General features: G+C 61.0%; 21 protein-coding genes. 11 read left to right on the plus strand and 10 right to left on the minus strand.

Translation table 11 applies throughout. The annotated features are described in order from the left end of the window. Nucleotides 1-84: 84 nt before the first annotated feature. Nucleotides 85-594, minus strand: a complete 510-nt coding sequence (locus AC13QY_RS24955) for a GNAT family N-acetyltransferase (RefSeq protein ID WP_488494125.1) — start codon at nucleotides 592-594, stop codon at nucleotides 85-87. A 300-nt stretch (nucleotides 595-894) separates the two neighbouring features. Between AC13QY_RS24955 and AC13QY_RS24960 the strand changes: the two genes are divergently transcribed. Next, entirely contained in the window at nucleotides 895-1152 is a 258-nt protein-coding gene (locus tag AC13QY_RS24960) for a YjhX family toxin (protein WP_113328947.1), read from the plus strand. Between the two features lie 72 nt (nucleotides 1153-1224). Here the strand turns inward: AC13QY_RS24960 and AC13QY_RS24965 are convergent, their stop codons facing one another. The 4 genes from AC13QY_RS24965 to AC13QY_RS24980 all read right to left on the minus strand — a co-directional run bounded on the left by AC13QY_RS24965 (nucleotide 1225) and on the right by AC13QY_RS24980 (nucleotide 6043). Further along, a complete protein-coding gene (locus AC13QY_RS24965; RefSeq protein WP_488494126.1) occupies nucleotides 1225-3222 on the minus strand; it encodes a DUF4139 domain-containing protein in 1998 nt (665 codons plus the stop codon). A 216-nt stretch (nucleotides 3223-3438) separates the two neighbouring features. Continuing rightward, on the minus strand, nucleotides 3439-4920 hold the full coding sequence (gene gatA, locus AC13QY_RS24970; protein ID WP_113351552.1) for an Asp-tRNA(Asn)/Glu-tRNA(Gln) amidotransferase subunit GatA: 1482 nt from the start codon (nucleotides 4918-4920) through the stop codon (nucleotides 3439-3441). A 57-nt stretch (nucleotides 4921-4977) separates the two neighbouring features. After that, nucleotides 4978-5265: an Asp-tRNA(Asn)/Glu-tRNA(Gln) amidotransferase subunit GatC gene (gene gatC, locus AC13QY_RS24975; RefSeq protein ID WP_037194314.1), complete on the minus strand. Its 288-nt coding sequence runs from the start codon at nucleotides 5263-5265 to the stop codon at nucleotides 4978-4980. Between the two features lie 67 nt (nucleotides 5266-5332). Next, nucleotides 5333-6043, minus strand: coding sequence for a metal-dependent hydrolase (locus AC13QY_RS24980; RefSeq protein WP_488494127.1), 711 nt, complete (start codon nucleotides 6041-6043; stop codon nucleotides 5333-5335). Between the two features lie 117 nt (nucleotides 6044-6160). Here AC13QY_RS24980 and ruvX point away from each other — a divergent pair, with 117 nt between their 5' ends. After that, nucleotides 6161-6658, plus strand: coding sequence for a Holliday junction resolvase RuvX (gene ruvX / locus AC13QY_RS24985; RefSeq protein ID WP_095434546.1), 498 nt, complete (start codon nucleotides 6161-6163; stop codon nucleotides 6656-6658). Here the strand turns inward: ruvX and AC13QY_RS24990 are convergent. The 5 genes from AC13QY_RS24990 to AC13QY_RS25010 form a co-directional block, all read right to left on the minus strand. Next, a complete protein-coding gene (locus AC13QY_RS24990; RefSeq protein ID WP_152096427.1) occupies nucleotides 6592-6927 on the minus strand; it encodes a DUF6105 family protein in 336 nt (111 codons plus the stop codon). The two genes, ruvX and AC13QY_RS24990, sit on opposite strands and share 67 nt — an antisense overlap. Before the next feature lie 299 nt (nucleotides 6928-7226). Beyond that, nucleotides 7227-7883: a TetR/AcrR family transcriptional regulator gene (locus AC13QY_RS24995; RefSeq protein ID WP_488494128.1), complete on the minus strand. Its 657-nt coding sequence runs from the start codon at nucleotides 7881-7883 to the stop codon at nucleotides 7227-7229. Between the two features lie 153 nt (nucleotides 7884-8036). Next, nucleotides 8037-8336: a type II toxin-antitoxin system RelE/ParE family toxin gene (locus AC13QY_RS25000; protein WP_112723131.1), complete on the minus strand. Its 300-nt coding sequence runs from the start codon at nucleotides 8334-8336 to the stop codon at nucleotides 8037-8039. Further along, on the minus strand, nucleotides 8326-8571 hold the full coding sequence (locus tag AC13QY_RS25005; protein ID WP_113351557.1) for a type II toxin-antitoxin system ParD family antitoxin: 246 nt from the start codon (nucleotides 8569-8571) through the stop codon (nucleotides 8326-8328). Before AC13QY_RS25005 ends, AC13QY_RS25000 begins: the two co-directional genes overlap by 11 nt. Before the next feature lie 85 nt (nucleotides 8572-8656). Next, entirely contained in the window at nucleotides 8657-10315 is a 1659-nt protein-coding gene (locus AC13QY_RS25010; RefSeq protein ID WP_113351592.1) for an acyl-CoA dehydrogenase family protein, read from the minus strand. A 185-nt stretch (nucleotides 10316-10500) separates the two neighbouring features. Between AC13QY_RS25010 and AC13QY_RS25015 the strand changes: the two genes are divergently transcribed. The 9 genes from AC13QY_RS25015 (at nucleotide 10501) to AC13QY_RS25055 (ending at nucleotide 21848) form a co-directional block, all read left to right on the plus strand. Next, nucleotides 10501-11457 carry an aspartate carbamoyltransferase catalytic subunit gene (locus AC13QY_RS25015; protein ID WP_113351558.1) on the plus strand — a complete coding sequence of 319 codons (957 nt, stop codon included), beginning with the start codon at nucleotides 10501-10503 and terminating at the stop codon, nucleotides 11455-11457. After that, entirely contained in the window at nucleotides 11454-12743 is a 1290-nt protein-coding gene (locus AC13QY_RS25020) for a dihydroorotase (RefSeq protein ID WP_113351559.1), read from the plus strand. The genes AC13QY_RS25015 and AC13QY_RS25020 overlap by 4 nt, the downstream gene beginning before the upstream one ends. 34 nt (nucleotides 12744-12777) lie before the next feature. Continuing rightward, nucleotides 12778-13395: a glycerol-3-phosphate 1-O-acyltransferase PlsY gene (gene plsY, locus AC13QY_RS25025; protein ID WP_113351560.1), complete on the plus strand. Its 618-nt coding sequence runs from the start codon at nucleotides 12778-12780 to the stop codon at nucleotides 13393-13395. Then, nucleotides 13395-14543: a DNA-processing protein DprA gene (gene dprA / locus AC13QY_RS25030; RefSeq protein WP_113351561.1), complete on the plus strand. Its 1149-nt coding sequence runs from the start codon at nucleotides 13395-13397 to the stop codon at nucleotides 14541-14543. Before plsY ends, dprA begins: the two co-directional genes overlap by 1 nt. A gap of 278 nt (nucleotides 14544-14821) precedes the next feature. Beyond that, the gene (gene topA / locus AC13QY_RS25035) at nucleotides 14822-17494 is read left to right on the plus strand and encodes a type I DNA topoisomerase (protein WP_113351593.1); all 2673 of its coding nucleotides are present in this window, start codon (nucleotides 14822-14824) and stop codon (nucleotides 17492-17494) included. Further along, nucleotides 17491-19869 carry a ribonuclease R gene (gene rnr, locus AC13QY_RS25040; protein WP_113351562.1) on the plus strand — a complete coding sequence of 793 codons (2379 nt, stop codon included), beginning with the start codon at nucleotides 17491-17493 and terminating at the stop codon, nucleotides 19867-19869. Before topA ends, rnr begins: the two co-directional genes overlap by 4 nt. A gap of 32 nt (nucleotides 19870-19901) precedes the next feature. Further along, nucleotides 19902-20357: a DUF983 domain-containing protein gene (locus AC13QY_RS25045; RefSeq protein WP_113351563.1), complete on the plus strand. Its 456-nt coding sequence runs from the start codon at nucleotides 19902-19904 to the stop codon at nucleotides 20355-20357. A 35-nt stretch (nucleotides 20358-20392) separates the two neighbouring features. Further along, the gene (locus AC13QY_RS25050; RefSeq protein WP_113328959.1) at nucleotides 20393-20671 is read left to right on the plus strand and encodes a hypothetical protein; all 279 of its coding nucleotides are present in this window, start codon (nucleotides 20393-20395) and stop codon (nucleotides 20669-20671) included. After that, nucleotides 20664-21848, plus strand: a complete 1185-nt coding sequence (locus AC13QY_RS25055; RefSeq protein ID WP_069614950.1) for an MFS transporter — start codon at nucleotides 20664-20666, stop codon at nucleotides 21846-21848. Before AC13QY_RS25050 ends, AC13QY_RS25055 begins: the two co-directional genes overlap by 8 nt. The last annotated feature ends 15 nt before the right edge of the window (nucleotides 21849-21863 follow it).

A 21863-nucleotide genomic window follows, 5' to 3' on the forward strand; every position in this document is an offset into this window, starting at 1 on the left:
AAGCTCTTGTATAATGCTGTTTTCTGCTTTGGTGAGGTAGAGCAATTGGCGAGGCGGCGCAAGGCTTTCGGCATCGGCTGCGTGCTATATGCCCGGGCCATAGACACCATCGCTTTCATCGACCAGCGATTTCGAAAGCCCGACTGTGGGAACATCGCTGTCGAGCTTGGGGGAATAGACGATTGACAGCCAGCGGATCTCATAGCCGCGCGCCCTGAAGAAGGCGATGGCATCGGTATTGCCCGCATGGCTCTGCAGCGAAACCTTCTCCAGCCCCTGCCCGCGCACATCCGCTTCGATCCGCGCCAGAAGCGCCGAGCCGAGGCCGCGTCTGACGAAATCCGGATCGATCCAGAAATCGGAAATCGCTTCGTCCAGCGCCTCGCGCGCCGCCCATCCCACAGCCTCGCCGTTCAGCTCGATGACCGTGATCGTCAGCCAGAGATTGCGGGTGAAATTGGTAAAGGCTTCGCTTGCACTTTCCAGCAGCTCGCCCGTGCCACCGATCGCGCCCATCGCCCTTTGCCAGGAGCGCAAGCCAATGCTCGCCAATACCGCAGTTTCACCTTCATGGGCATTGCGAATGTGGATCATCGGGCCCCCGCCATTTGCAAGCAGTAAAGCACCGGCGCAAGGCTTTTGCCAGCGGCGAGATTCACCGGCGGACTGGCATGCAAAAATGCCCACAGGGTTGAAGCTTGACTGTGGATCGCAACCTGTTTTAGAGAGGTGCATCAACGGAGTTTTTATGTCTAACTTTTGTCAGTGCCGGTAAAGGCCCCGCCCGCAAGTCTTCTTGCGTGCCGGGCCTGAAAAACGAAGCCCCGACTTCCCCCAAGGGAAGCTTCGGATCGTTTTTGTGCGCCTTTTGGCGCTATACGGATTCTGACAACAATGGACATTTCCCGCGCCGAACAGCGCATCCTGCACCTGCTCGCCCAGGGCGGGCGCATCGAAATCGAACGCAGCGACAACAAGAAGATCGAGACAGCCTACTGCTTCACGCGGGACGGCTGGATCTACCCCGATTTCGGCCTCGACCTTTTCCGGCGGCTGAAACGGCTCAAGGCCATCAAATCCACCGACGGCCATCCCTATCGCATCAGCGAAAAGGGATTGCGGCTCGTACGATCGCAATTGAACAATCGATAGAGCAAACAGGAGGGCCGCCCCATGGGCGGCTCTCACCGATTGATAAGGCTCGAATGAGAAAGCGCGTGGCGATCAAAATGTCCTGATGATGTCAGTCACATGGTCGCCGCGGCGATCGCTTTCCTGCTGCACTGCATCGCGCCTTTCGTTCATGGCGGCGATTTGATCCTCGCTATCCGCTAAGGCCTTCAAATAGCGCTTCTTCAGATCGCTGTTGTCAGGCACGGCGCCGAGATTGCGCCTTATCCGCTCCTGCTCATTGACGGTTTTCTCGATTTCACTGTCAAGGCTCGTCAGTTCGTTCTGGATCGCGACCTGCCTTTTACGAGCGTCGGCGAGATTTGTAAGCTTGTCCGTCAGTTCCTTGTCATGGGTCGAGGCCGACCAGCCGAGCAGCATGTCCGGATCGATATCGACCAAGGCGTAGCTGTTGCTCTGAAGCTGCTCGTCGACTGCCGTCAGTACTTTTTCCGCCCCAGCTGGCACCGCCGCCTTGAGCCGCTGGTGCGTTGCCGTCTTGCCGAAGCTTTCGGCTGAAGAAAATGACCAGCCGTCCCGGATCGGGTGCTCGATGACAACAGTCCGTTCGCCGTCCAGCGCGCCTGATACGGTGTATGTCGTCGTCTGGCGATATTTGACGGTAGCGTTCATCACGCCGTCGGCAACCTTCAGCGAGGCGATCTCCTCCGTCGGCGTTTGCTGCTCGCTGATCGTTACCTTGCGATCGGTCGCGAAACTGGCGAGGCGCGTGTCGTCCTTGGGTAATGCCGATAGCTGGGAATCGCCGATATAGCCGGTTTTGCCGTCGTAAAGCGTCAGGATTCCCGCCGGCATGCTGACGCCGGTGGTATTCTTCAGCATCACCGCGGCGATGGGATTGCGCAGGCTGCTGCCGGCCCGATACATATCCACCATGTCGGCCTCCACTTCTGCATCCATGATCGGCACCGACAAGGTATCGCCATTGGCCAGATCGTAGGTCCCTGGAAGCTCGAAAGTGGCCGAGATATCGCTCTCGGTCGCGCTGGCGGGATTGGACGCGGCAATCTGCATCGGCGCGACCGAACCTTCCAGCTCGTCAGCCGCGTATGCCTTTCTGCTGACGCCACCCATCATCGCCTTGGCAGGTGCGGGCGCGGCTCGTTCCTCGGCATTCGAAGCGAGACGCTGCCTGTTGGACAGATCGCCGCTATCGGGATCAGGGCCATTGTTGGACGCCGTGTTGACAGGCACTTCCTGCCGCTCTCTCCAATAGAGCTGGTGCAGACCCTGTTTCAGCGTCACCGGCTCGGCCGAGGTCAGCGTCAGCTTGATGCCCTTCCAGTCCTCGCCGCTGGCATTTTCCAGCACCGTCCATGCCTGCAGGCGCGCCTTGTTCTTTTCGTCGATCACGACCTTATAAGCCGTTTTCCAGATCGGTGACGGCACGACATAGGTTAGGCCGATGGCGCCGCTATCCTTCACGCCGTTCACCTTGATATCGATCGCGCGGGTGCGATCGTTCTTGCCGCGGGCAATAGCTGCCGTCGCCTGGGCGAGCTTTGCTCTTACGTCGGGGTCATCAAACCGGACGGAGGCATCCTCGCCAAGCGCCAGCGTCTCCACCGCTCCATCCTTGTCGATAACCGTCAGCAGGTAAGTAGTGGCCTTATCGTCAGCCTTTCTCATCTCGATGCCGAGAACGCTTCCCTCGACGGTCTTTCCGCCGCTGGTGACCGCGACCTTGGTGCCTTGCATCGATGTCAGAAGCGACGGCACGGACGAAAGCGCTTCCAGACTAAACGGCAGGCCCTTGAAGGTTTCCTGCAATGGCTGAGGCCCCGCCAACGCCATGCCGGCCACCGAACCCGCCGACCCGTTGACCACAAGGCTCTTCAGGATGTCATCGACCTGATCAAGGGGAACCTCGATCCGGATCACGCCGTCGCTGCTGATATCCGCCGATCGAGACACCTGTGCCAGGCCGCCCGAAGACAGGGTGATGGATCGAATGGCTCCATTATCGGTCGCCAGCACAATCGCTGGGCATGACACGCTGAGGAGCAGGATCGCCGTGACTTGCTTGAGCATGAAGAGACCTTCCGATTCGGTTGCAGAGGACGAGACCAAGCGGCCCGCTGCAGTTTATGATCGTATTTCGGTCCAAAGTGTGATGGAGCGCGGGCGGAATATTGGCATGTGCAAAAAGGGCCGTCCGGATATCCGAACGGCCCTTCCGATAAGTGGCTTCTGATGTCGCCAAGCTTGACGAGACTGGTCATCAAGCCGTTCGTCTCATGGTAGTGCTTACCACCACTTCGCCGGCGTGAACTTGCCGGCGGCCTGTTCGATGACGTGGGCTGTCTTGAAGAGGGTTTCCTCTTCGAACGGCTTACCGATGAGCTGCAGGCCGAGCGGCAGGCCCTTCGGGTCGAGGCCAGCGGGAACGGCGATGCCGGGTAGACCCGCCATGTTGACCGTCACCGTAAAGATGTCGTTCAGGTACATCTTCACCGGATCGGAAGCGAGGTCCTCATCGGCAATGCCGAAGGCCGAGGATGGGGTGGCGGGCGTCAGGATCGCGTCGACGCCGGCGTTGAAGGCCAGTTCGAAATCGCGCTTGATCAACGTGCGCACCTTCTGGGCGCGCAGGTAATAGGCGTCGTAGTAGCCGGCCGACAGAACATAGGTGCCGATCATGATGCGGCGCTTCACTTCCTGGCCGAAGCCGACAGCGCGCGTCTTTTCGTACATGTCGACGATATCCTTGCCGTCGACGCGCAGGCCGTAGCGAACGCCGTCGTAGCGGGCAAGGTTCGAAGAGGCCTCGGCGGGCGCGACGATGTAATAGGCCGGCAGCGCGTATTTCGTATGCGGCAGGGAGATGTTGACGATCTCGGCGCCGGCGTCCTTTAGCCAGGCAATGCCCTGCTGCCAAAGCGTCTCGATCTCTTCCGGCATGCCATCGACACGGTATTCATTCGGGATGCCGATCTTCATGCCCTTCAGCGACTTGCCGAGCGAGGCTTCGTAATCCGGCACCGGCAGGTCGACCGAGGTCGTGTCCTTGGCATCGACGCTTGCCATCGACTTCAGGAGGATGGCGGCATCGCGCACGTCGCGAGCGATCGGGCCGGCCTGGTCAAGCGACGAGGCGAAGGCGACGATGCCCCAGCGCGAGCAGCGGCCATAGGTCGGCTTGATGCCGACAGTACCAGTGAAGGCTGCGGGCTGGCGGATAGAGCCGCCGGTATCCGTGGCCGTCGCGCCGGCGCACAGATGGGCTGCAACGGCTGCAGCCGAACCGCCGGACGAGCCCCCCGGCACCAGCTGCTGGTTCGAACCCTTGGCACGCCATGGGTTAATCACCGGCCCATAGTAGGAGCTCTCGTTGGAGGAGCCCATGGCGAACTCATCCATGTTGAGCTTGCCCAGCATGACGGCGCCGTCGTTCCAGAGGTTCTGCGTGACGGTCGATTCATAGTGCGGCTCGAAGCCGTCCAGGATGTGGCTGCAGGCCTGCGTATGAATGCCTTCCGTGCCGAACAGGTCCTTGATGCCAAGCGGAATGCCTTCCAGCGGGCCGGCTTTGCCTTCCGCGAGGCGAGCGTCCGACACCTTGGCCATTGCCAGCGCCTTTTGCGGCGTCACCTTCACATAGGCATTGAGCTGAGCATTGGCCGCCTCGATCGCCGAGATATAGGCCTCGGTCAGTTCGGTGGCGGTAATCTCCTTGGCGCGCAGCTTGTCGCGGGCTTCGGCAATGGTCAGGCTGGTCAGTTCGCTCATTTTGTTTCGCTTCAGATCTGGAATTGGGCAACGGGTCGGAAAGGCTCGAAGGAACCGTTATTCGACGACTTTGGGCACCAGGAAGAAATTCTGATCGGTATTCGGCGCATTGGCGACGATGTCGGCAGCCTTGTTGCCGTCCGTTACTTCGTCGGCGCGCTTCTTCATCGCCATCGGAGTTACCGAGGTCATGGCTTCGACGCCATCGACATTCACTTCGGAGAGCTGCTCGACGAAGCCAAGAATGCCGTTAAGCTCACCCATCATCCGCTGCGCTTCGTCTTCATTGACGGCGATGCGGGCAAGATGGGCGACGCGTTTGACAGTGGCGAGATCGACGGACATGGCATTCTCCGGGTAGGATTTTTCCTATCGCTATAAAGGCCATGCCCGCCATACGCAACGGGTATCGTCAGGCAGAAACGCTCTCGCCCACCTTCGGCGCGGCAACCGCGGTCTTCGAGCCTTCCATGCCGGCGATGAACTTTTCCGGCGTCTGGTCGATGATCGGGAACGTGCCGTAGTGGCAGGGAATGGCGGTCTTGAAGTTGAAGAAGCGCTGGCAGGCAAGTGCCGCTACCGCGCCGCCCATGGTGAAGCGGTCGCCGATCGGCAGGATGCCGATATCGGGCTGATGCAGCTCGTTAATCAACGCCATATCCGAGAAGATATCCGTATCACCCATATGGAACAATGTCGGCTCGTCATCGAAATGCAGCATCAGGCCGTTCGGATTGCCGAGTGCGTGGGAAACGCCGTCTTCGGTGATCTGGGCGGAGGAATGCAGCGCATTGGTAAAGGTGGCCGAGAAGCCGCCGAGGCCGACGGTGCCGCCAGTATTGCCCATTTCCAGCTTCTCGACGCCCTTGGTGCCGAGCCAGGAGGCGAGATCGGCATTGGCAAGAACGACGGCGCCGGTATCCTTGGCGATCTGAACCGTGTCACCGACATGGTCCGCATGGCCATGCGTCAGCAGGATATGAGTCACGCCCTGAGCAACGTCCTTGATGTTGAGACCGGCGGCCGCAAAGGAAGAATTGTAAGACAGAAATGGATCGATCAGTATTTTTGCCGTCGCCGTTTCGATGCGAAAAGCGGAGTGGCCGAGCCAGGTGATCTTCATTGGATTTCTCCTTATGACTTGATTTGAAATGTGAGGCTGGTGTCTAGGAGATATCTCAAACCGCAACAAAGAAAAGCGGTTAGGACTTCAATTTGTTTTGACAGGAGCAGTACCCTGATGACGACGCTGACCATCGAAGATCTAGCCGTGATGCTCCTGCCCGGTCAGCCGATTGCCGGTCTCGACCTCGGCACAAAGACAATTGGATTGGCCATGTCGGATCTCGGGCGGCGTTTCGCCACGCCTCGCCCCGTCATCAAGCGCGTGAAATTCACCCAGGATGCCGAAACATTGCTCGCCTTCGCCGAGAAGGAAAAGGTGGCGGCCTTCGTCATAGGACTCCCGATGAACATGGATGGCTCCGCCGGGCCGCGCGTGCAGGCGACACGCGCCTTCGTGCGTAGCATGTCGGAAAAGACCGCTCTGCCCTTCGTCTTCTGGGACGAGCGGCTTTCGACCGTTGCGGCCGAACGGGCGCTGTTGGAAATGGACGTCTCGCGGGCCAAGCGCGCCGAGCGCATCGACTCGGCGGCGGCAAGCTTCATTCTTCAGGGAGCCTTGGACAGGCTATCGGCGCTCGGCAGGGCCGCCTTGCCCGATTCGGACGCCTCCTGACGGCGCTTCCACCATCCGATGATAGTTGCCCGGCGGCGAAAGCCGTAGATTGCGAAGACCAGCAGGCTGTCGAAGGCGATCGCACGCGCGACCAGCGGCGGGATGGTTTCCGGCGGAATACCGAGGATCTTGCCGTAGATATCGAACACCAGATCGTGCATCTGCCGCGTCAGCATGAAGATGCCGAAGCTCATGTCGTAGTACGACAGATAATACCATGCCCCGAGAAACGAGACCGGTCCGGCCCAGCAAATCAACAACCACTTCATGCGGTACCCCTTCGACGCTGAAATTGCGTCGTGCCAGCCGAAAGGACGAGCCAGTTCGACAGCGCCATGGCGCTCAACACCATCGCGGGCAGCGTTATATCTAGTGCGAGCACGGCAAAGAACATCACCGTGGTAACGAGAAACACTAATTTAGCGGGTTTCAACCCCATGGCTGCACGCTTGATGGTTAACTAATCGTTCTCCGACAGTGACGAGTTAACCGCTGCGGCGCAATGTAAACCATTTGTTAAGGTTAACGGCGAAGCGAGCCTGTGGATATCCCTGCCCGACGGCTGGCATCAGCCGTAAACGCCGCGCACGATCCGCTTCAAGGCCGTTGCCGCCTTCTCCCAATCCTTGCCGTTCTTCAAGACGAGGCCGGCGCATTGGTCGCTAACGGCCGCAGCTAGGACGATATGCTGGATGGCCGCAAAGATCATGGCATTGACGGCCTGAGCATCGACGCCCTTGGGCGGCACGAGCGAGCCGCGCATGCGCTCGATCCAGCCGGCGAGCGCCTTGGATCGGGCCTCGGAAAGCCGGCGCACCTGCTCGCTATTTTCGGAGACTTCCCAGGCGACGATGCGGCGCATGAGGGGATCGGCGCGCAAAGCATCGAGGAACAGCAGCGAAAGCCGCTCCATCAGATCGCCATAGGTCAAAAGGAACATGCCGCCGGTATCGTCCGGAATGCGATCGGTGACCCAGCTGCCGAGATCGGTGCCGATGGCCTCCACAAGGCCATTCAAGCCGCCGTAATAGCGGTAGATCAGCTGCTTGTCGCAGCCGGCACCGCGGGCCACCGCATTGATACCGAAATTCTGGAACCCCTGCTCCGCCAAAAGCCGTTTGGCGGCGTCCAGGATTGCCTGCTCCGTCGCGGCGCGATTGCGCACACGCTTTTCCACGACTGGCATTTCTACCGGAATTTTAACGGCAGTATTTGCTGGGGACATCGACTCGACTCCAATCTGTCACCGACCGGTGAATAGCAAGCCAAGTCGCCTCGAACAATAAATCTGACAAGGCTCACGTCCGCCAACCGCGCGAATCCACAGATTAGAGATATTGACCAAATCACACTGTCGTTCCGGATGCCAGACATCTCTTCAAAGATGCCGACCGACATCCATTCGCCGGTGCAATATGCGAATGATCGCGACCTCGCCATCCCGTAAAAGATAGTAGATCACATGAGAGCCTACGGCATATTTGAAATAGCCGTCACGGATGTCAGTCGCGCGACCAATTTTCTCGCCGGACGCTAACCCCTCGAAAGCTGCAACGATTTCAGCATGGTAGATCTCAGCTTGCCTTACAGACCAGTTCTCGACCGTATATCGCCAGATACCTTCAAGATCCGCCACCGCAAGCGGCGAAAGACCGCACTTGCGAGGCCTATTCACCATAGGTCGCGCGCATTCGCTTGAGGAATGCGGCGTTATCGAAGGAAGCAACCTCCCCGGACTCTTCCCCGGCGATCAACGCACTCTGCAGATGCTTGACCTTTGCCTCGTGCTCTTCAAGCAGGCGCAAACCTGCGCGAACAACATCACTGGCAGAGCCATATCGCCCTGTCTTTATCTGCGCTTCGATGAAGGCGCTGAAATGATCTCCCAGCGAAACGGATGTGTTGCGAGCCATGAAGCCCTCCTACGGATACCAATAGATAATAAATACTGGTATCGCATCAATCAAGGATACTGGCTACGCAGCCGACAGCATGGTTTTATGTCGCTGGCGGATACAGCAGATCGACAATGTAGCTGGCATCGAAGCGTGAATCGAGCATGCCATAGGTCGCACGCCAGCCACCGGCGAGACGCGTCTCGATGAAGGCATCGGCGATCTTGCCGGCTCCGAGGCGATAAAGCTCGGCGGCACCGGCCGCGAGCGCCATCTGCTCGACCAGCAGGCGGGCAGCGCCCTCATCCTGCTCGCATAGCGCCATGGCGGCGCGCAGGACATCGATGGTCTTCTTGCCGGCGGGGCCGAGATCGCGGGAGAGACCGGCAAAGACAGTCTCGAACAGGTCCCTGCCCCGGTTCAACACGCGCAAGACATCGAGCGCCATGACATTGCCGGAGCCTTCCCAGATCGCGTTGACCGGGGCTTCACGGTAATGGCGGGCGATCGGGCGCTCCTCGATGTAGCCGCTACCGCCGATGCACTCCATGGCTTCGTAGATCAGCGCCGGCGCGATCTTGCAGCACCAGTATTTGGCAACCGGCGTCATGACGCGCGCATAGGCGGCATCTTCGCTGCTGCCGCTTGCCTTGTCGAAGGCCTCGGCCAGGCGGAAGGCGAGCGCGGTTGCTGCGGCGACATCAAGTGCCATATCGGCGAGCACGCGCGTCATGATCGGCTGATTGACCAGCATCTTACCGAAGACACTGCGACCGCGCGCATGGTGCACGGCTTCGGCGAGCGAGGCACGCATGATACCTGCAGAGGCCAGAGCGCAATCGAGCCGCGTCAGCGTCACCATATCCAGGATCGTGCGGATGCCCGCATCGGGCGCGCCGAGCAGGAAGCCGAACGTGTCGGTAAACTCGACTTCCGACGAGGCATTCGAGCGGTTGCCGAGCTTGTCCTTCAGCCTCTGGAAATGCAGGCCGTTGGCGGAGCCATCCTCCAGCAGCCGCGGCACCAGGAAGCAGCCCATGCCCTCCTTGGTCTGGGCGAGCATAATGAAGGCATCGCTCATCGGCGCCGACATGAACCACTTGTGACCCGAAAGCCTATAGATGCCTTCGCTGACCTTGTCGGCACTTGTCTTGTTGGCGCGCACATCCGTGCCGCCCTGCTTTTCCGTCATGCCCATGCCGATGGTGACGGCGCTCTTCTGCATGGCGGGCTTGTTGGACGAATCGTACTTGCGCGACAGGATCTTCGGCGCCCAATCCTTCTGCACCGCCGGCGATGCCATCATGGCGGCGACCGAGGCGCTGGTCATCGTAAGGGGGCAGAGATGACCGCACTCAAGCTGCGCAGTCAGATAGAAACGGGCCGCGCGCAGCTTGTGGGACTGGCCCTTCGCCTCGGGATCGGCCTGCGCATCCCAGATCGAGGAATGCAGGCCCATCGCCATGGAGCGGCGCATCAGCGCGTGCCAGGCCGGATGGAATTCCACGACGTCCAGACGCTCGCCACGCGGCCCATGGGTGCGCAGCTGCGGCGTGCCCTGGTTTGCCATGCGCGCCAGTTCCTGCGCCTCGTGCGAAGTGACGAAACGACCGTGCTGCTCCAGCTCTTCCCGGATCGAACGCGGCAGGCCGGAGGTGAGATCGACGATCAGCGGATCGGAACGATAGGCATTGATGCCGGTCCAGAGGCTCGGCTGGTTCAGGTCGGCAAAGGGGTCGTCAGTCCGGGTCGGTTGGGTCATGAATCGCTTGTAGAGCAAGTGGGTTGGAAAGGGAAACCGGAAGTTACGTCTCCCACCGGCATAGCTCCTGTAGCGGGATTCGGGCGAAATTGCATGGGGAACACGCAGCCTCGGCGCACGCCGCCGCTTGCCCCATCGGCGCTCCCTCTTTATAGACCGCCTGACGAAATCCAGAGGGCAGGTTCATGGTCTTCTTTCCCCACCGCCACCTCATCGGCATCAAGGGCCTCACCGAGCAGGATATCACCTATCTTCTCGACAAGGCCGACGAGGCGGTCAAGATCAGCCGCCAGCGCGAGAAAAAGACGTCGACGCTTCGCGGCCTGACGCAGATCAATCTCTTCTTCGAAGCATCGACGCGCACGCAATCCTCTTTCGAACTGGCCGGCAAACGGCTCGGCGCCGATGTGATGAACATGTCGGTCGGCAATTCTTCGGTCAAAAAAGGCGAGACGCTGATCGATACGGCGATGACGCTGAATGCGATGCGGCCTGATGTGCTTGTCATCCGCCACTCCAGCGCAGGCGCCGCCGCACTTCTGGCGCAAAAGGTGTCCTGCTCCGTCGTCAACGCCGGCGACGGCCAGCATGAGCATCCGACCCAGGCCCTGCTCGACGCACTGACCATCCGCCGCGCCAAGGGCAAGCTCTCGCGCATCATCGTCGCCATCTGCGGCGACGTGCTGCATTCGCGTGTGGCCCGCTCGAACATCCTCCTTCTCAACGCCATGGGTGCGCGCGTCCGTGTCGTCGCACCCGCCACGCTGCTGCCGGCCGGCATTGCCGACATGGGCGTCGAGGTCTTCCATTCGATGAAAGAAGGGCTGAAGGATGCCGACGTCGTCATGATGCTGCGTCTGCAGCGCGAGCGCATGTCGGGCGCCTTCGTGCCTTCGGTGCGCGAATATTATCACTTCTACGGCCTCGACGCCGAGACGCTCAAGGTCGCCAAGGAGGATGCACTCGTCATGCATCCAGGTCCGATGAACCGCGGAGTGGAAATCGCCTCTGAGGTGGCCGACGGCCCGCAAAGCGTCATCGCCGAACAGGTCGAGATGGGCGTCGCTGTGCGCATGGCTGTGATGGAGACCCTGCTCGTTTCACAGAACCAGGGACCTCGCACCGAGGGAGTGGGCGCATGAGCAACTCGATCGTCCTCCAGAACGTCCGGATCATCGACCCCTCGCGCGATCTCGACGAGGTCGGCACGATCGTCGTCGAAGACGGCGTGATCGTTGCCTCAGGCAAGGATGCGAAGAACCACGGCATTCCCAAAGGCGCGACCGTTCGCGATTGCAATGGCCTCATCGCCATTCCTGGCCTCGTCGACGCGCGTGTGCATGTCGGCGAACCCGGCGGCGAGCATCGCGAAACAATTGCCTCCGCCAGCCGTGCAGCGGCAGCCGGTGGCGTCACCTCCTTCATCATGATGCCGGACACAGATCCGGTCATCGACGATATCGCCCTGGTCGAATTCGTCCGGAAGACGGCGCGCGACACGGCCGTCGTCAATGTCTATCCGGCAGCGGCCCTTACCAAGGGGCTTGCCGGCGAGGAGATGACGGAAATCGGCCTGCTGCGGGAAGCGGGAGCCGTCGTGTTCACCGACGCCCATTCCAGCGTCCACGACAGTCAGGTCCTGCGCCGCATCATGACCTATGCGCGCGAATTCGGCGCTGTCATTTCCTGCGAGACGCGCGATAAATATCTCGGCGCCAACGGCGTCATGCATGAGGGCCTGCTGGCAAGCTGGCTCGGGCTCTCGGGCATCCCGAAAGAAGCCGAACTGATTCCGCTGGAACGCGACCTTCGCATCGCGACGCTGACGCGCAGCCATTACCACGCTGCTATGATCTCGGTGCCGGAATCAGCAGAGGCGATCCGTCTCGCCCGCTCGCGCGGCGCCAAGGTCACCTGCGGCATCTCGATCAACAATCTCGCCCTCAACGAGAATGACATCGGCGAGTACCGGACCTTCTTCAAGCTCTACCCGCCGCTACGCTCCGAGGATGACCGCACGGGCATGATCGAGGCGTTGGCGGACGGCACGATCGACATCATCGTCTCCTCGCATGATCCGCAGGACGTCGATACGAAACGCTTGCCGTTCGGAGAAGCGGAAGACGGTGCGGTTGGGCTGGAAACCCTGCTTCCGGCAGCGCTCCGGCTCTATCACAGCGGTCAGGTCAGCCTGATGCGGCTCGTCGATGCGCTCTCCACGCGACCGGCGCAGATCTTCGGACTTCCCGCCGGCACGCTGAAGCCCGGCGCAAAGGCCGATATCGCTCTTGTCGATCTCGACGAGCCTTGGCTTGTCGCAAAAGACATGCTTTTGTCGCGCTCGAAGAATACGCCCTTCGAGGATGCGAGAATGAGCGGCCGGGCGGTTGCAACCTATGTCGCCGGCAAGCTGGTTCACAGTCTCTAAGGCAAGCGCCAGGGTTTACGGAGAATAAGACGCGATGGCTGATTTCTGGACTTGGCAGCTTACCCTGCAGACCGCGCTTGCCGCCCTCGTCATCGGCTATCTGCTCGGCTCCATCCCCTTCGGCCTGTTGCTGACCCGAATGGCCGGTCTCGGCGATGTGCGCAATATTGGTTCGGGCAATATCGGCGCAACCAATGTGCTGCGCACTGGCAACAAGGGGCTTGCAGCCGCGACCCTACTGCTCGATGCCTTCAAAGGTACGGCGGCCGTCCTGATCGCCGTGCATTTCTTCGGCGAGGATGCCGGTGTGCTCGCCGGCTTCGCCGCCTTCATCGGCCACATCTTCCCGGTCTGGATCGGCTTCAAGGGCGGCAAGGGTGTCGCCACCTACCTCGGCATCTTGCTCGGCCTCGCGCCGCTGATGGCTTTGATTTTCGCCATCGTCTGGCTGGCGATCGCCTTTACCACGCGCTATTCCTCACTTTCCGCACTGGTTGCAACTCTTGTCATCCCGGTTGTATTGTGGATATTGGGCGTCGACAAGATCGCCGCTGTCATGGCGCTGATGACCGTCATCTCCTGGTATAAGCATAGGGCAAACATTGCTCGGCTGACTGCGGGAACGGAAGGCAAGATCGGAGCAAAGGGATAATGGATACTGGCAGCGCAAGACGGACAGGAGTTGCGCTGACCGAAAAACAGAGGATCGCCTGGCTCAGGCTCATCCGCTCCGACAATGTCGGTCCGTCCACCTTTCGTGACCTCATCAATCACTATGGTTCCGCCGAAGCTGCGCTAGCCATGCTGCCGGAGCTTTCGCAACGCGGTGGCTCGACGCGCAGCGTCCGTATCGCCGACGAACGGGATGCATTGCGAGAACTGGAAGCGGCGCATCGTTTCGGAGCGCGCTTCGTCGGCATCGGTGAACCGGACTATCCCCCTGCCCTTCGCGAGATCGATGGCGCTCCACCGCTGCTGGCCGTCAAAGGCAACATGTCTGTAGCTACCAAGCCGGCTATCGGCATGGTCGGCTCCCGCAACGCCTCAGTCAGCGGCGCGAAATTCACCGCCATCATCGCGCGCATCTGCGGTGAAGCAGGCTATGCAGTGGTTTCCGGGCTCGCGCGCGGCATCGATACGGCAGCCCATCGCGCGAGCCTCTCAACGGGCACGATCGCCGCTATGGCGGGCGGGCTGGACCAGCCTTATCCACCCGAGAATATCGGCCTGCTCAACGATATCTGGGACGGTAACGGACTTGCCGTGAGCGAGATGCCGTTCGGCTGGGAGCCTCGGGCGCGCGATTTTCCGCGCCGCAACCGCCTGATATCAGGCATTTCACTCGGTGTCGTTGTTGTCGAGGCGGCAACCCGATCCGGCTCGCTGATAACAGCACGTCTGGCCGGAGAATTCGGCAGGCTTGTCTTTGCCGTTCCCGGCTCGCCGCTCGATCCACGCTGCGAAGGGACGAACGGCCTGCTGAAAGACGGCGCGATGATCGTCGCGTCACCGGACGATATCGTTGAGGCGTTGCGACCGCTCGCCGAGCCGGACCTCTTTCGCCCGCGCCCCGCCGCGCCGCCCGTTGAAAGAAGCGGACCGCTCGCCGCGCCGCCCGATGACGCCGAGCGCGACCATATCGTCGAAACACTCGGGCCGACGCCGGTCGAAATCGACGATATCGTCCGCCACACCGGCTTATCGATATCGGCCGTTCACTCCGTTCTTCTCGAACTCGACATGGCCGGACGGCTGCATCGCCACCCCGGCGGACTTGTGTCGATCTCCATGCTGGATTGAAAACTGTGACGGGCATACCGATTCTGAGCATCGCATCGTCGCGCAAGCGCAAAAATCGCATTACAGTGCCGCGCGTCAGATATGACGCGCAAAGGTCGCTGTAACACGTTAAAGGTGCTGCATAATTTTAGCCTTCAATCGATTCCGATTTAAGGAATTATGCAGTAGCCTCTTGACCGCGACGATTTCCCTGTCCATGTCGGAAGGCCGGGAAGACGGAAAAACCCGGTATCTCCCGCGTCTTATACCGGCGCGACCTCGTATTCAGAGACTTGATGATGAACGTTGTAGTGGTGGAATCGCCTGCCAAGGCCAAGACAATCAATAAATATCTGGGACCCGGATATAAGGTTCTTGCATCCTTCGGCCATGTGCGCGACCTGCCCGCTAAAGACGGTTCGGTGCTGCCGGATCAGGATTTCGAAATGCTGTGGGAAGTCGATGGCGCCTCACAAAAGCGCATCAAGGACATCGCCGATGCGCTGAAAACCTCCGACGGCCTGATTCTCGCGACCGACCCGGATCGCGAGGGTGAAGCCATTTCCTGGCATGTACTCGACGTGCTGAACAAGAAGCGTGTCATCAACGGCAAGCCGGTGAAGCGCGTCGTCTTCAATGCCATCACCAAGAAGGCGGTGCTCGACGCCATGGCCGAGCCGCGCGACATCGACGTGCCGCTGGTGGACGCCTATCTCGCCCGCCGCGCCCTCGACTATCTCGTCGGCTTCAATCTATCTCCGGTCCTGTGGCGCAAGTTGCCAGGCGCCCGTTCGGCTGGTCGCGTACAGTCCGTCGCCCTTCGCCTCGTCTGCGATCGCGAGTCGGAGATCGAACGCTTCATCTCGGAAGAATACTGGAACCTCTCGGCGATCCTGAAGACGCCACGCGGCGACGAGTTTGAAGCGCGTCTGGTCTCCGCCGACGGCAAGCGCCTGCAGCCGCGCGCGATCGGCAACGGCGAAGAGGCCGGCAAGCTAAAGGCCCTGCTCGAAGGCGCCTCTTATGTCGTCGACACGGTCGAGGCAAAGCCGGTCAAGCGCAACCCCAGCCCGCCATTTACCACTTCTACGCTGCAGCAGGCCGCCTCCTCGAAGCTCGGTTTCTCGGCCTCGCGCACCATGCAGGTGGCGCAAAAGCTCTATGAGGGCGTCGATATCGGCGGAGAGACCGTCGGTCTCATCACCTATATGCGTACCGACGGCGTGCAGATGGCCCCGGAAGCGATCGATGCGGCACGCCGCGCCATCGCCAATCAGTTCGGCGACCGCTACCTGCCGGAAAAGGCGCGCTTCTATTCCACCAAGGCGAAAAACGCCCAGGAAGCGCACGAAGCGATCCGCCCGACCGATTTCGACCGCGTGCCGGATCGCATCCGCAAATTCCTCGATGACGACCAGCTGAAGCTCTATGACCTGATCTGGAAGCGCGGCATCGCCAGCCAGATGGCTTCGGCCGAAATCGAGCGCACGACCGTCGAGATCCTGGCCGATAACGCCGGCAAGAAGGCCGGCCTGCGCGCCGTCGGCTCCGTCATTCGTTTCGACGGCTTCATCGCCGCCTATACCGATCAGAAGGAAGATGGCGAGCAGAGCGACGACAGCGAAGAAGGCGGTCGTCTGCCGGAAATCAATGCCCGCGAAAACCTCGCCAAGCAGAAGATCAACTCGACCCAGCATTTCACCGAACCGCCGCCGCGCTATTCGGAAGCATCGCTGATCAAGAAGATGGAAGAGCTCGGCATCGGCCGCCCCTCCACCTATGCGGCAACGCTCGCAACGCTGCGTGACCGCGATTATGTGACCATCGACAAGCGCAAGCTGGTGCCGCAGGCCAAGGGACGGCTGGTGACGGCTTTCCTCGAAAGCTTCTTCACCAAGTATGTGGAGTATGATTTCACGGCCGATCTCGAAGAGAAGCTCGACCGCATCTCCGCTGGCGAGCTGAATTGGAAGGACGTGCTGCGCGACTTCTGGCGTGATTTCTTTGCCCAGATCGAGGACACCAAGGAACTACGCGTCACCAATGTGCTCGATGCACTGAACGATGCGCTGGCGCCGCTTGTCTTCCCGAAGCGCGAGGATGGCAGCGATCCGCGCATCTGCCAGGTGTGCGGCACGGGCAATCTCTCGCTGAAACTCGGCAAATACGGCGCCTTCGTCGGCTGCTCGAACTATCCGGAATGCAATTATACCCGCCAGCTTTCGTCGGAAGGCGGCGCGGAAGCCGAATCCAACGGACTAAACGAGCCGAAGGCTCTCGGCGCCGATCCGGTGACCGGTGAAGAGCTGACGCTGCGTTCGGGCCGCTTCGGTCCCTATATCCAGCGCGGCGACGGCAAGGACGCCAAGCGCGCCTCCCTGCCGCGCGGCTGGAAGCCCGAGGATATCGATTATGAGAAGGCGATGGCGCTGATCTCGCTGCCACGCGATATCGGCAAGCATCCGGAAACCGGCAAGATGATCTCTTCCGGCATCGGCCGCTACGGGCCTTTCCTTCTGCATGACGGCAGCTATGCCAACCTCGAAAGCGTCGAGGATGTCTTCACCGTCGGTCTCAACCGCGCGGTGACGCTGATTGCCGAAAAGCAGAGCAAGGCAGCTGGCGGCAAGGCACGCGGCGGCACACCGGCAGCACTGAAGGAACTGGGCGAACATCCGGATGGGGGCGGCGCGATCACCGTTCGCGACGGCAAGTACGGCCCCTATGTCAACTGGGGCAAGGTCAATGCGACGCTGCCGAAAGGCACGGATCCGCAGGCGATCACGGTCGAGGAAGCTCTGGCTCTGATCGCTGCCAAGGCGGGTAAGAGCGGCGGCACCATCAAGAAGGCGCCTGCCAAGGCAAAGACCGCGGCAGCCGGCGCAAAAGCGACGAAAACGACCGCCAAGCCGAAGGCTGCCGCAAAGAAGCCTGCGGCCAAGACGGCAGCGAAAAAGAAGAGTGCAGAGTGAGCAGAGAACCGCGCGGCAGGATTTCATCGTCGGAGCGACGCCCCGGCAAGTCTGGTCGCGCGATCAAGCGGGGCGAGAGTGCAGAGCCGATGATGGCCATCATGCACGGCGTTCTGCCGCCGCGCGAGGTCATCCTGCGCTTTATCGCTGATCATCCGCAGCAGGCGTCCAAGCGCGAGCTTGCCAAAGCCTTCGGCCTGAAGGGTGAGAGCCGCGTCGCGCTGAAGGACCTTTTGCGAGAGCTCGAAGAAGAAGGCATGGTGCAGAAGAGCCGCAAGTCGCTCATCCGCCCCGGCGCGCTGCCACCGATCGCCGTGCTCGACATCACAACGCGCGACAAGGATGGCATGCTGATCGGCCGTCCCGCCGAATGGGCTGAGGAAAATGGCGTCGCGCCTGCCGTGTTGATCAAGCAGTCTTCCTCGCCGGCCGGCCGCAACGGCAAGGGCAAGGCGCCGGTCGCCGGCATGGGCGACCGCATTCTTGCGAAGATCTTCTCAGCCGTCGATCGCGGCGGCCCAGCCTATACGGCTCGCATCATCAAGGTCATCGACAAGCGGCAGGGCGCCTCCATGGGCGTCTTCCGCGAAACGCCTGGCGGCGGCGGCCGCCTGATGCCGATCGAACGGCGCGGCGAGGAGATGGTGATCGACCCGGATTATACCGGCGGCGCCAAAGACGGCGACCTGGTCGAAGTCGAAGTGGCGCGTCTCGGCCGCTTCGGCCTGCAGCGCGCCAAGGTTCTGTCGGTCATCGGCTCCGTCGCCTCGGAAAAGGCGATCTCGATGATCGCCATTCATGCGCACGGAATTCCACATGTCTTCCCCGCCGCCGTGATCACGGAGGCCGATGCCGCAAAGCCGGCCACCATGTCCCATCGCGAGGATTGGCGCAGCCTGCCGCTGATAACAATCGACCCGGCCGACGCCAAGGACCATGACGACGCTGTCTACGCCGAAATGGATCCCTCGCCCGACAATCCGGACGGCGTGATCGTCACCGTCGCCATCGCCGACGTCTCCTGGTATGTGCGTCCGAACTCGCCGCTCGACCGCGAGGCGCTGAAGCGGGGCAATTCGGTCTACTTCCCCGATCGTGTCGTGCCGATGCTGCCCGAGCGCATCTCCAATGATCTTTGCTCGCTTAAGGAAGGCGTCGACCGCCCTGCCCTCGCGGTTCGAATGATCTTCTCCAAGGAAGGCCGCAAGGCCGGCCATACCTTCCATCGCATCATGATGAAGAGCGCGGCCAAGCTTTCCTATCAGCAGGCGCAGGCGGCAATCGATGGCAAGCCCGACGACAAGACCGGTCCGATGCTGGACCCGATCCTGAAGCCGCTCTGGCACGCCTACAACATTCTTAAAAAGGGCCGTGACCGGCGCCAGCCGCTCGAGCTCGACATGCCCGAGCGCAAGATCCTGTTGAAGCCGGACGGCACCGTCGATCGCGTCTTCGTGCCGCCGCGCCTCGATGCGCACAAGCTCATCGAAGAGATGATGATCCAGGCGAATGTCGCCGCTGCCGAGACGCTGGAAAAGCGGAAGCAGGTACTGATCTATCGTATCCACGATGGCCCGACGCTCGCCAAGCAGGAGGTGCTGCGCGAATTCCTCGCCACCCTCGGCATATCGCTTGCCAAGGGCGGCAACGTGCGCGCCAACAGTTTCAACGGCATCTTGGCGAAAGCCGAGGGTACGGCGCATCAAACCATGGTCAACGAGATGGTGCTGCGCTCGCAGAGCCAGGCGATCTACAGCCCCGACAATATCGGGCATTTCGGCCTGAACCTGATGAAATACGCCCACTTCACCTCGCCGATCCGCCGCTATGCCGACTTGATCGTGCATCGCGCGCTCGTCGGCTCGCTCGGCCTCGGCGAAGGTGCGATCACGCCGGACGAAGAGGCGTCGCTCGACGATATCGCAGCTGAGATCTCGACCTTCGAGCGCCGTGCCATGGCCGCCGAGCGCGAGACCGTGGACCGGCTGATTGCTCATCATCTCGCCGGCCGTGTCGGTGCGGAATTTGAGGCCCGGGTCGGCGGCGTCACCAAGTCGGGACTTTTTGTCACCCTGCCGGACTATGGCGCCGACGGTTTCATCCCTATATCTACGCTCGGCACTGATTACTTCATTTATGACGAGGCGCATCAGGCGCTGACGGGTGAAAGGACAGGGCTCGGCTATCGTCTCGGCGACGATGTGACGGTGAGACTGGCGGAAGCCGTGCCGCTTGCCGGAGCCCTGCGCTTCGAAATGCTGAGCGACGGCAAGCCTATGCCGACGGCGGTGCGCTCCTTCCACAAGGCGACCCGCCGCAACAAGAGCCAGGCCCGCAAGGCGCCAGGCACGAGACCGCCGCGCGGCCGTAGATAAAAGGTGGCTGCCGGCACGGAGGAAGCGTATTCATGACGGGCAGCCCATCCGACTCTCCCATCCGCTTCGGCGGTTCAGACGAGAGCGAACGTGCGCTCGGACGGTCGATTTCCCGCGGCATGCTGAACCGCTGCCCGCGCTGCGGCACCGGCAAGCTCTTTCGCGCTTTCCTGAAGCCTGTCGACCGTTGCGCGGTCTGCGACGAAGATATTTCCCACCAGCGCGCCGACGACCTGCCGCCCTATCTGGTGATCCTCGTTCTCGGCCACATCATCGTCGGCGGCTACATGCTGACTGATATGACCTTCAAGCTGCCGCTCTGGGCGCATCTCGCCATCTGGGCACCGATCACCATTATCGCGGCGCTTGCCATCATCCAGCCGATTAAGGGTGGCGTCATCGGCCTGCAATGGGCGCTGCGCATGCATGGCTTCGGCGGCCATGATGACAGCCCGGAGGAATGGGATCAGGGGAACGATCGTTCGTGACGATAGGTGCCCGTCCCCGCAGCCGGCCAGCGCTCATGGCCGAAGTTGTCTTGCCACATCGCACTCTTCTATCGGGAATCGTCGTCGATTCGACCAATATTCGCCATTCGCGCGAGCTCGTTAATCAGCAACGGCTTGACATCGGCAACATTTCTTGTCTGAACATGCCCCGCGTCAAGGGGACCATTCCGGAGGGTTTGACCGATCTCATGAAAGCCGACCCGTCACCTGAATTTGGCCGAGCCGTGCCTTTCTATGTTCCGCGTCCGGATCGATTCGACCGTCTCATGCTCCAGGAATCAGTTTATGCTTGAACCGACGAACGACAAGGCCGGCCATGTCGAAGAAATTCACTGGCCCTCGCTCGTCGCAGCCATAGCGTCCGTATCCGCCGTCGGCATCGCCATCGGCCTTGGCCTGCCGCTTCTGAGTATCATTCTTGAAAAACGCGGCGTTCCCTCAAGTCTGATCGGGCTCAATACTGCGATGATGGGCGTCGCTTCGATGCTGGCAGCGGTCGTCACGACCAAGCTCGCGCACCGCTTCGGCGTCGTACAGACGATGATCTGGGCCGTCTTCCTGTCGGCACTGAGCTCGCTCGGCTTCTATTATGCGGAAAATCTGCTGCTGTGGTTTCCGCTGCGCATCGTCTTTCATGGGGCGACGACGACGCTGTTCATCCTGTCGGAATTCTGGATCAATGCTGCATCGCCACCTTCGAAGCGCGGCTTCGTGCTCGGGCTTTACTCCACCGTGTTCTCGCTCGGTTTTGCGGCCGGCCCCCTGCTCTTTTCCGTTGTCGGCAGCGAAGGCTTGATGCCCTTCATCATCGGCGCCTGCATCATTCTGGCTGCTGCCATCCCGATCTTCATCGCCCGCAACGAGAGCCCGATCGTCGACGAGAAGCCGGAGCTGCACTTCGTCCGCTACATCTTCCTGGTGCCAACGGCGACAGCCGCAGTCTTCGTGTTCGGCGCGGTCACCGTCGGCGGCGGCTCGCTCTTCACCAGCTATGCGACACGTCTCGGCTTCAACGAATCACAGGCCGCACTGCTGCTGACCGTCATGGGCGTCGGCAATTTCGTCTTCCAGATTCCACTCGGCCTGCTTGCTGACCGCATGCGCGACAAGCGGCCGTTGCTGTCGATCATGGCCACGATCGGGCTTGTCGGAGCGCTTCTGCTGCCCTCCCTAGCATCGAACTGGATCATTCTCGCGATCATCCTGCTCTTCTGGGGAGGCTGCGTTTCCGGCATGTATACGGTCGGGCTCAGCCATCTGGGCACGCGGCTGACCGGCGTCGATCTGGTGGCGGCCAACGCGGCCTTCGTCTTCTGTTACGCCGTCGGCATGGTTCTAGGGCCGCCGACGATCGGTACCGCCATGGATCTCGCCAATCCGAGCGGCTTTGCCTGGGCTGTGGCCTTTTTCTTCGGCCTTTATGTCCTGCTTTCGGGGATACGCCTGCTTTTCATGGGCAACAGAGGTTGACTTTTCGGGCGCGAT

It is taken from the genome of Martinezella sp. CNPSo 3795 (assembly GCF_057784475.1).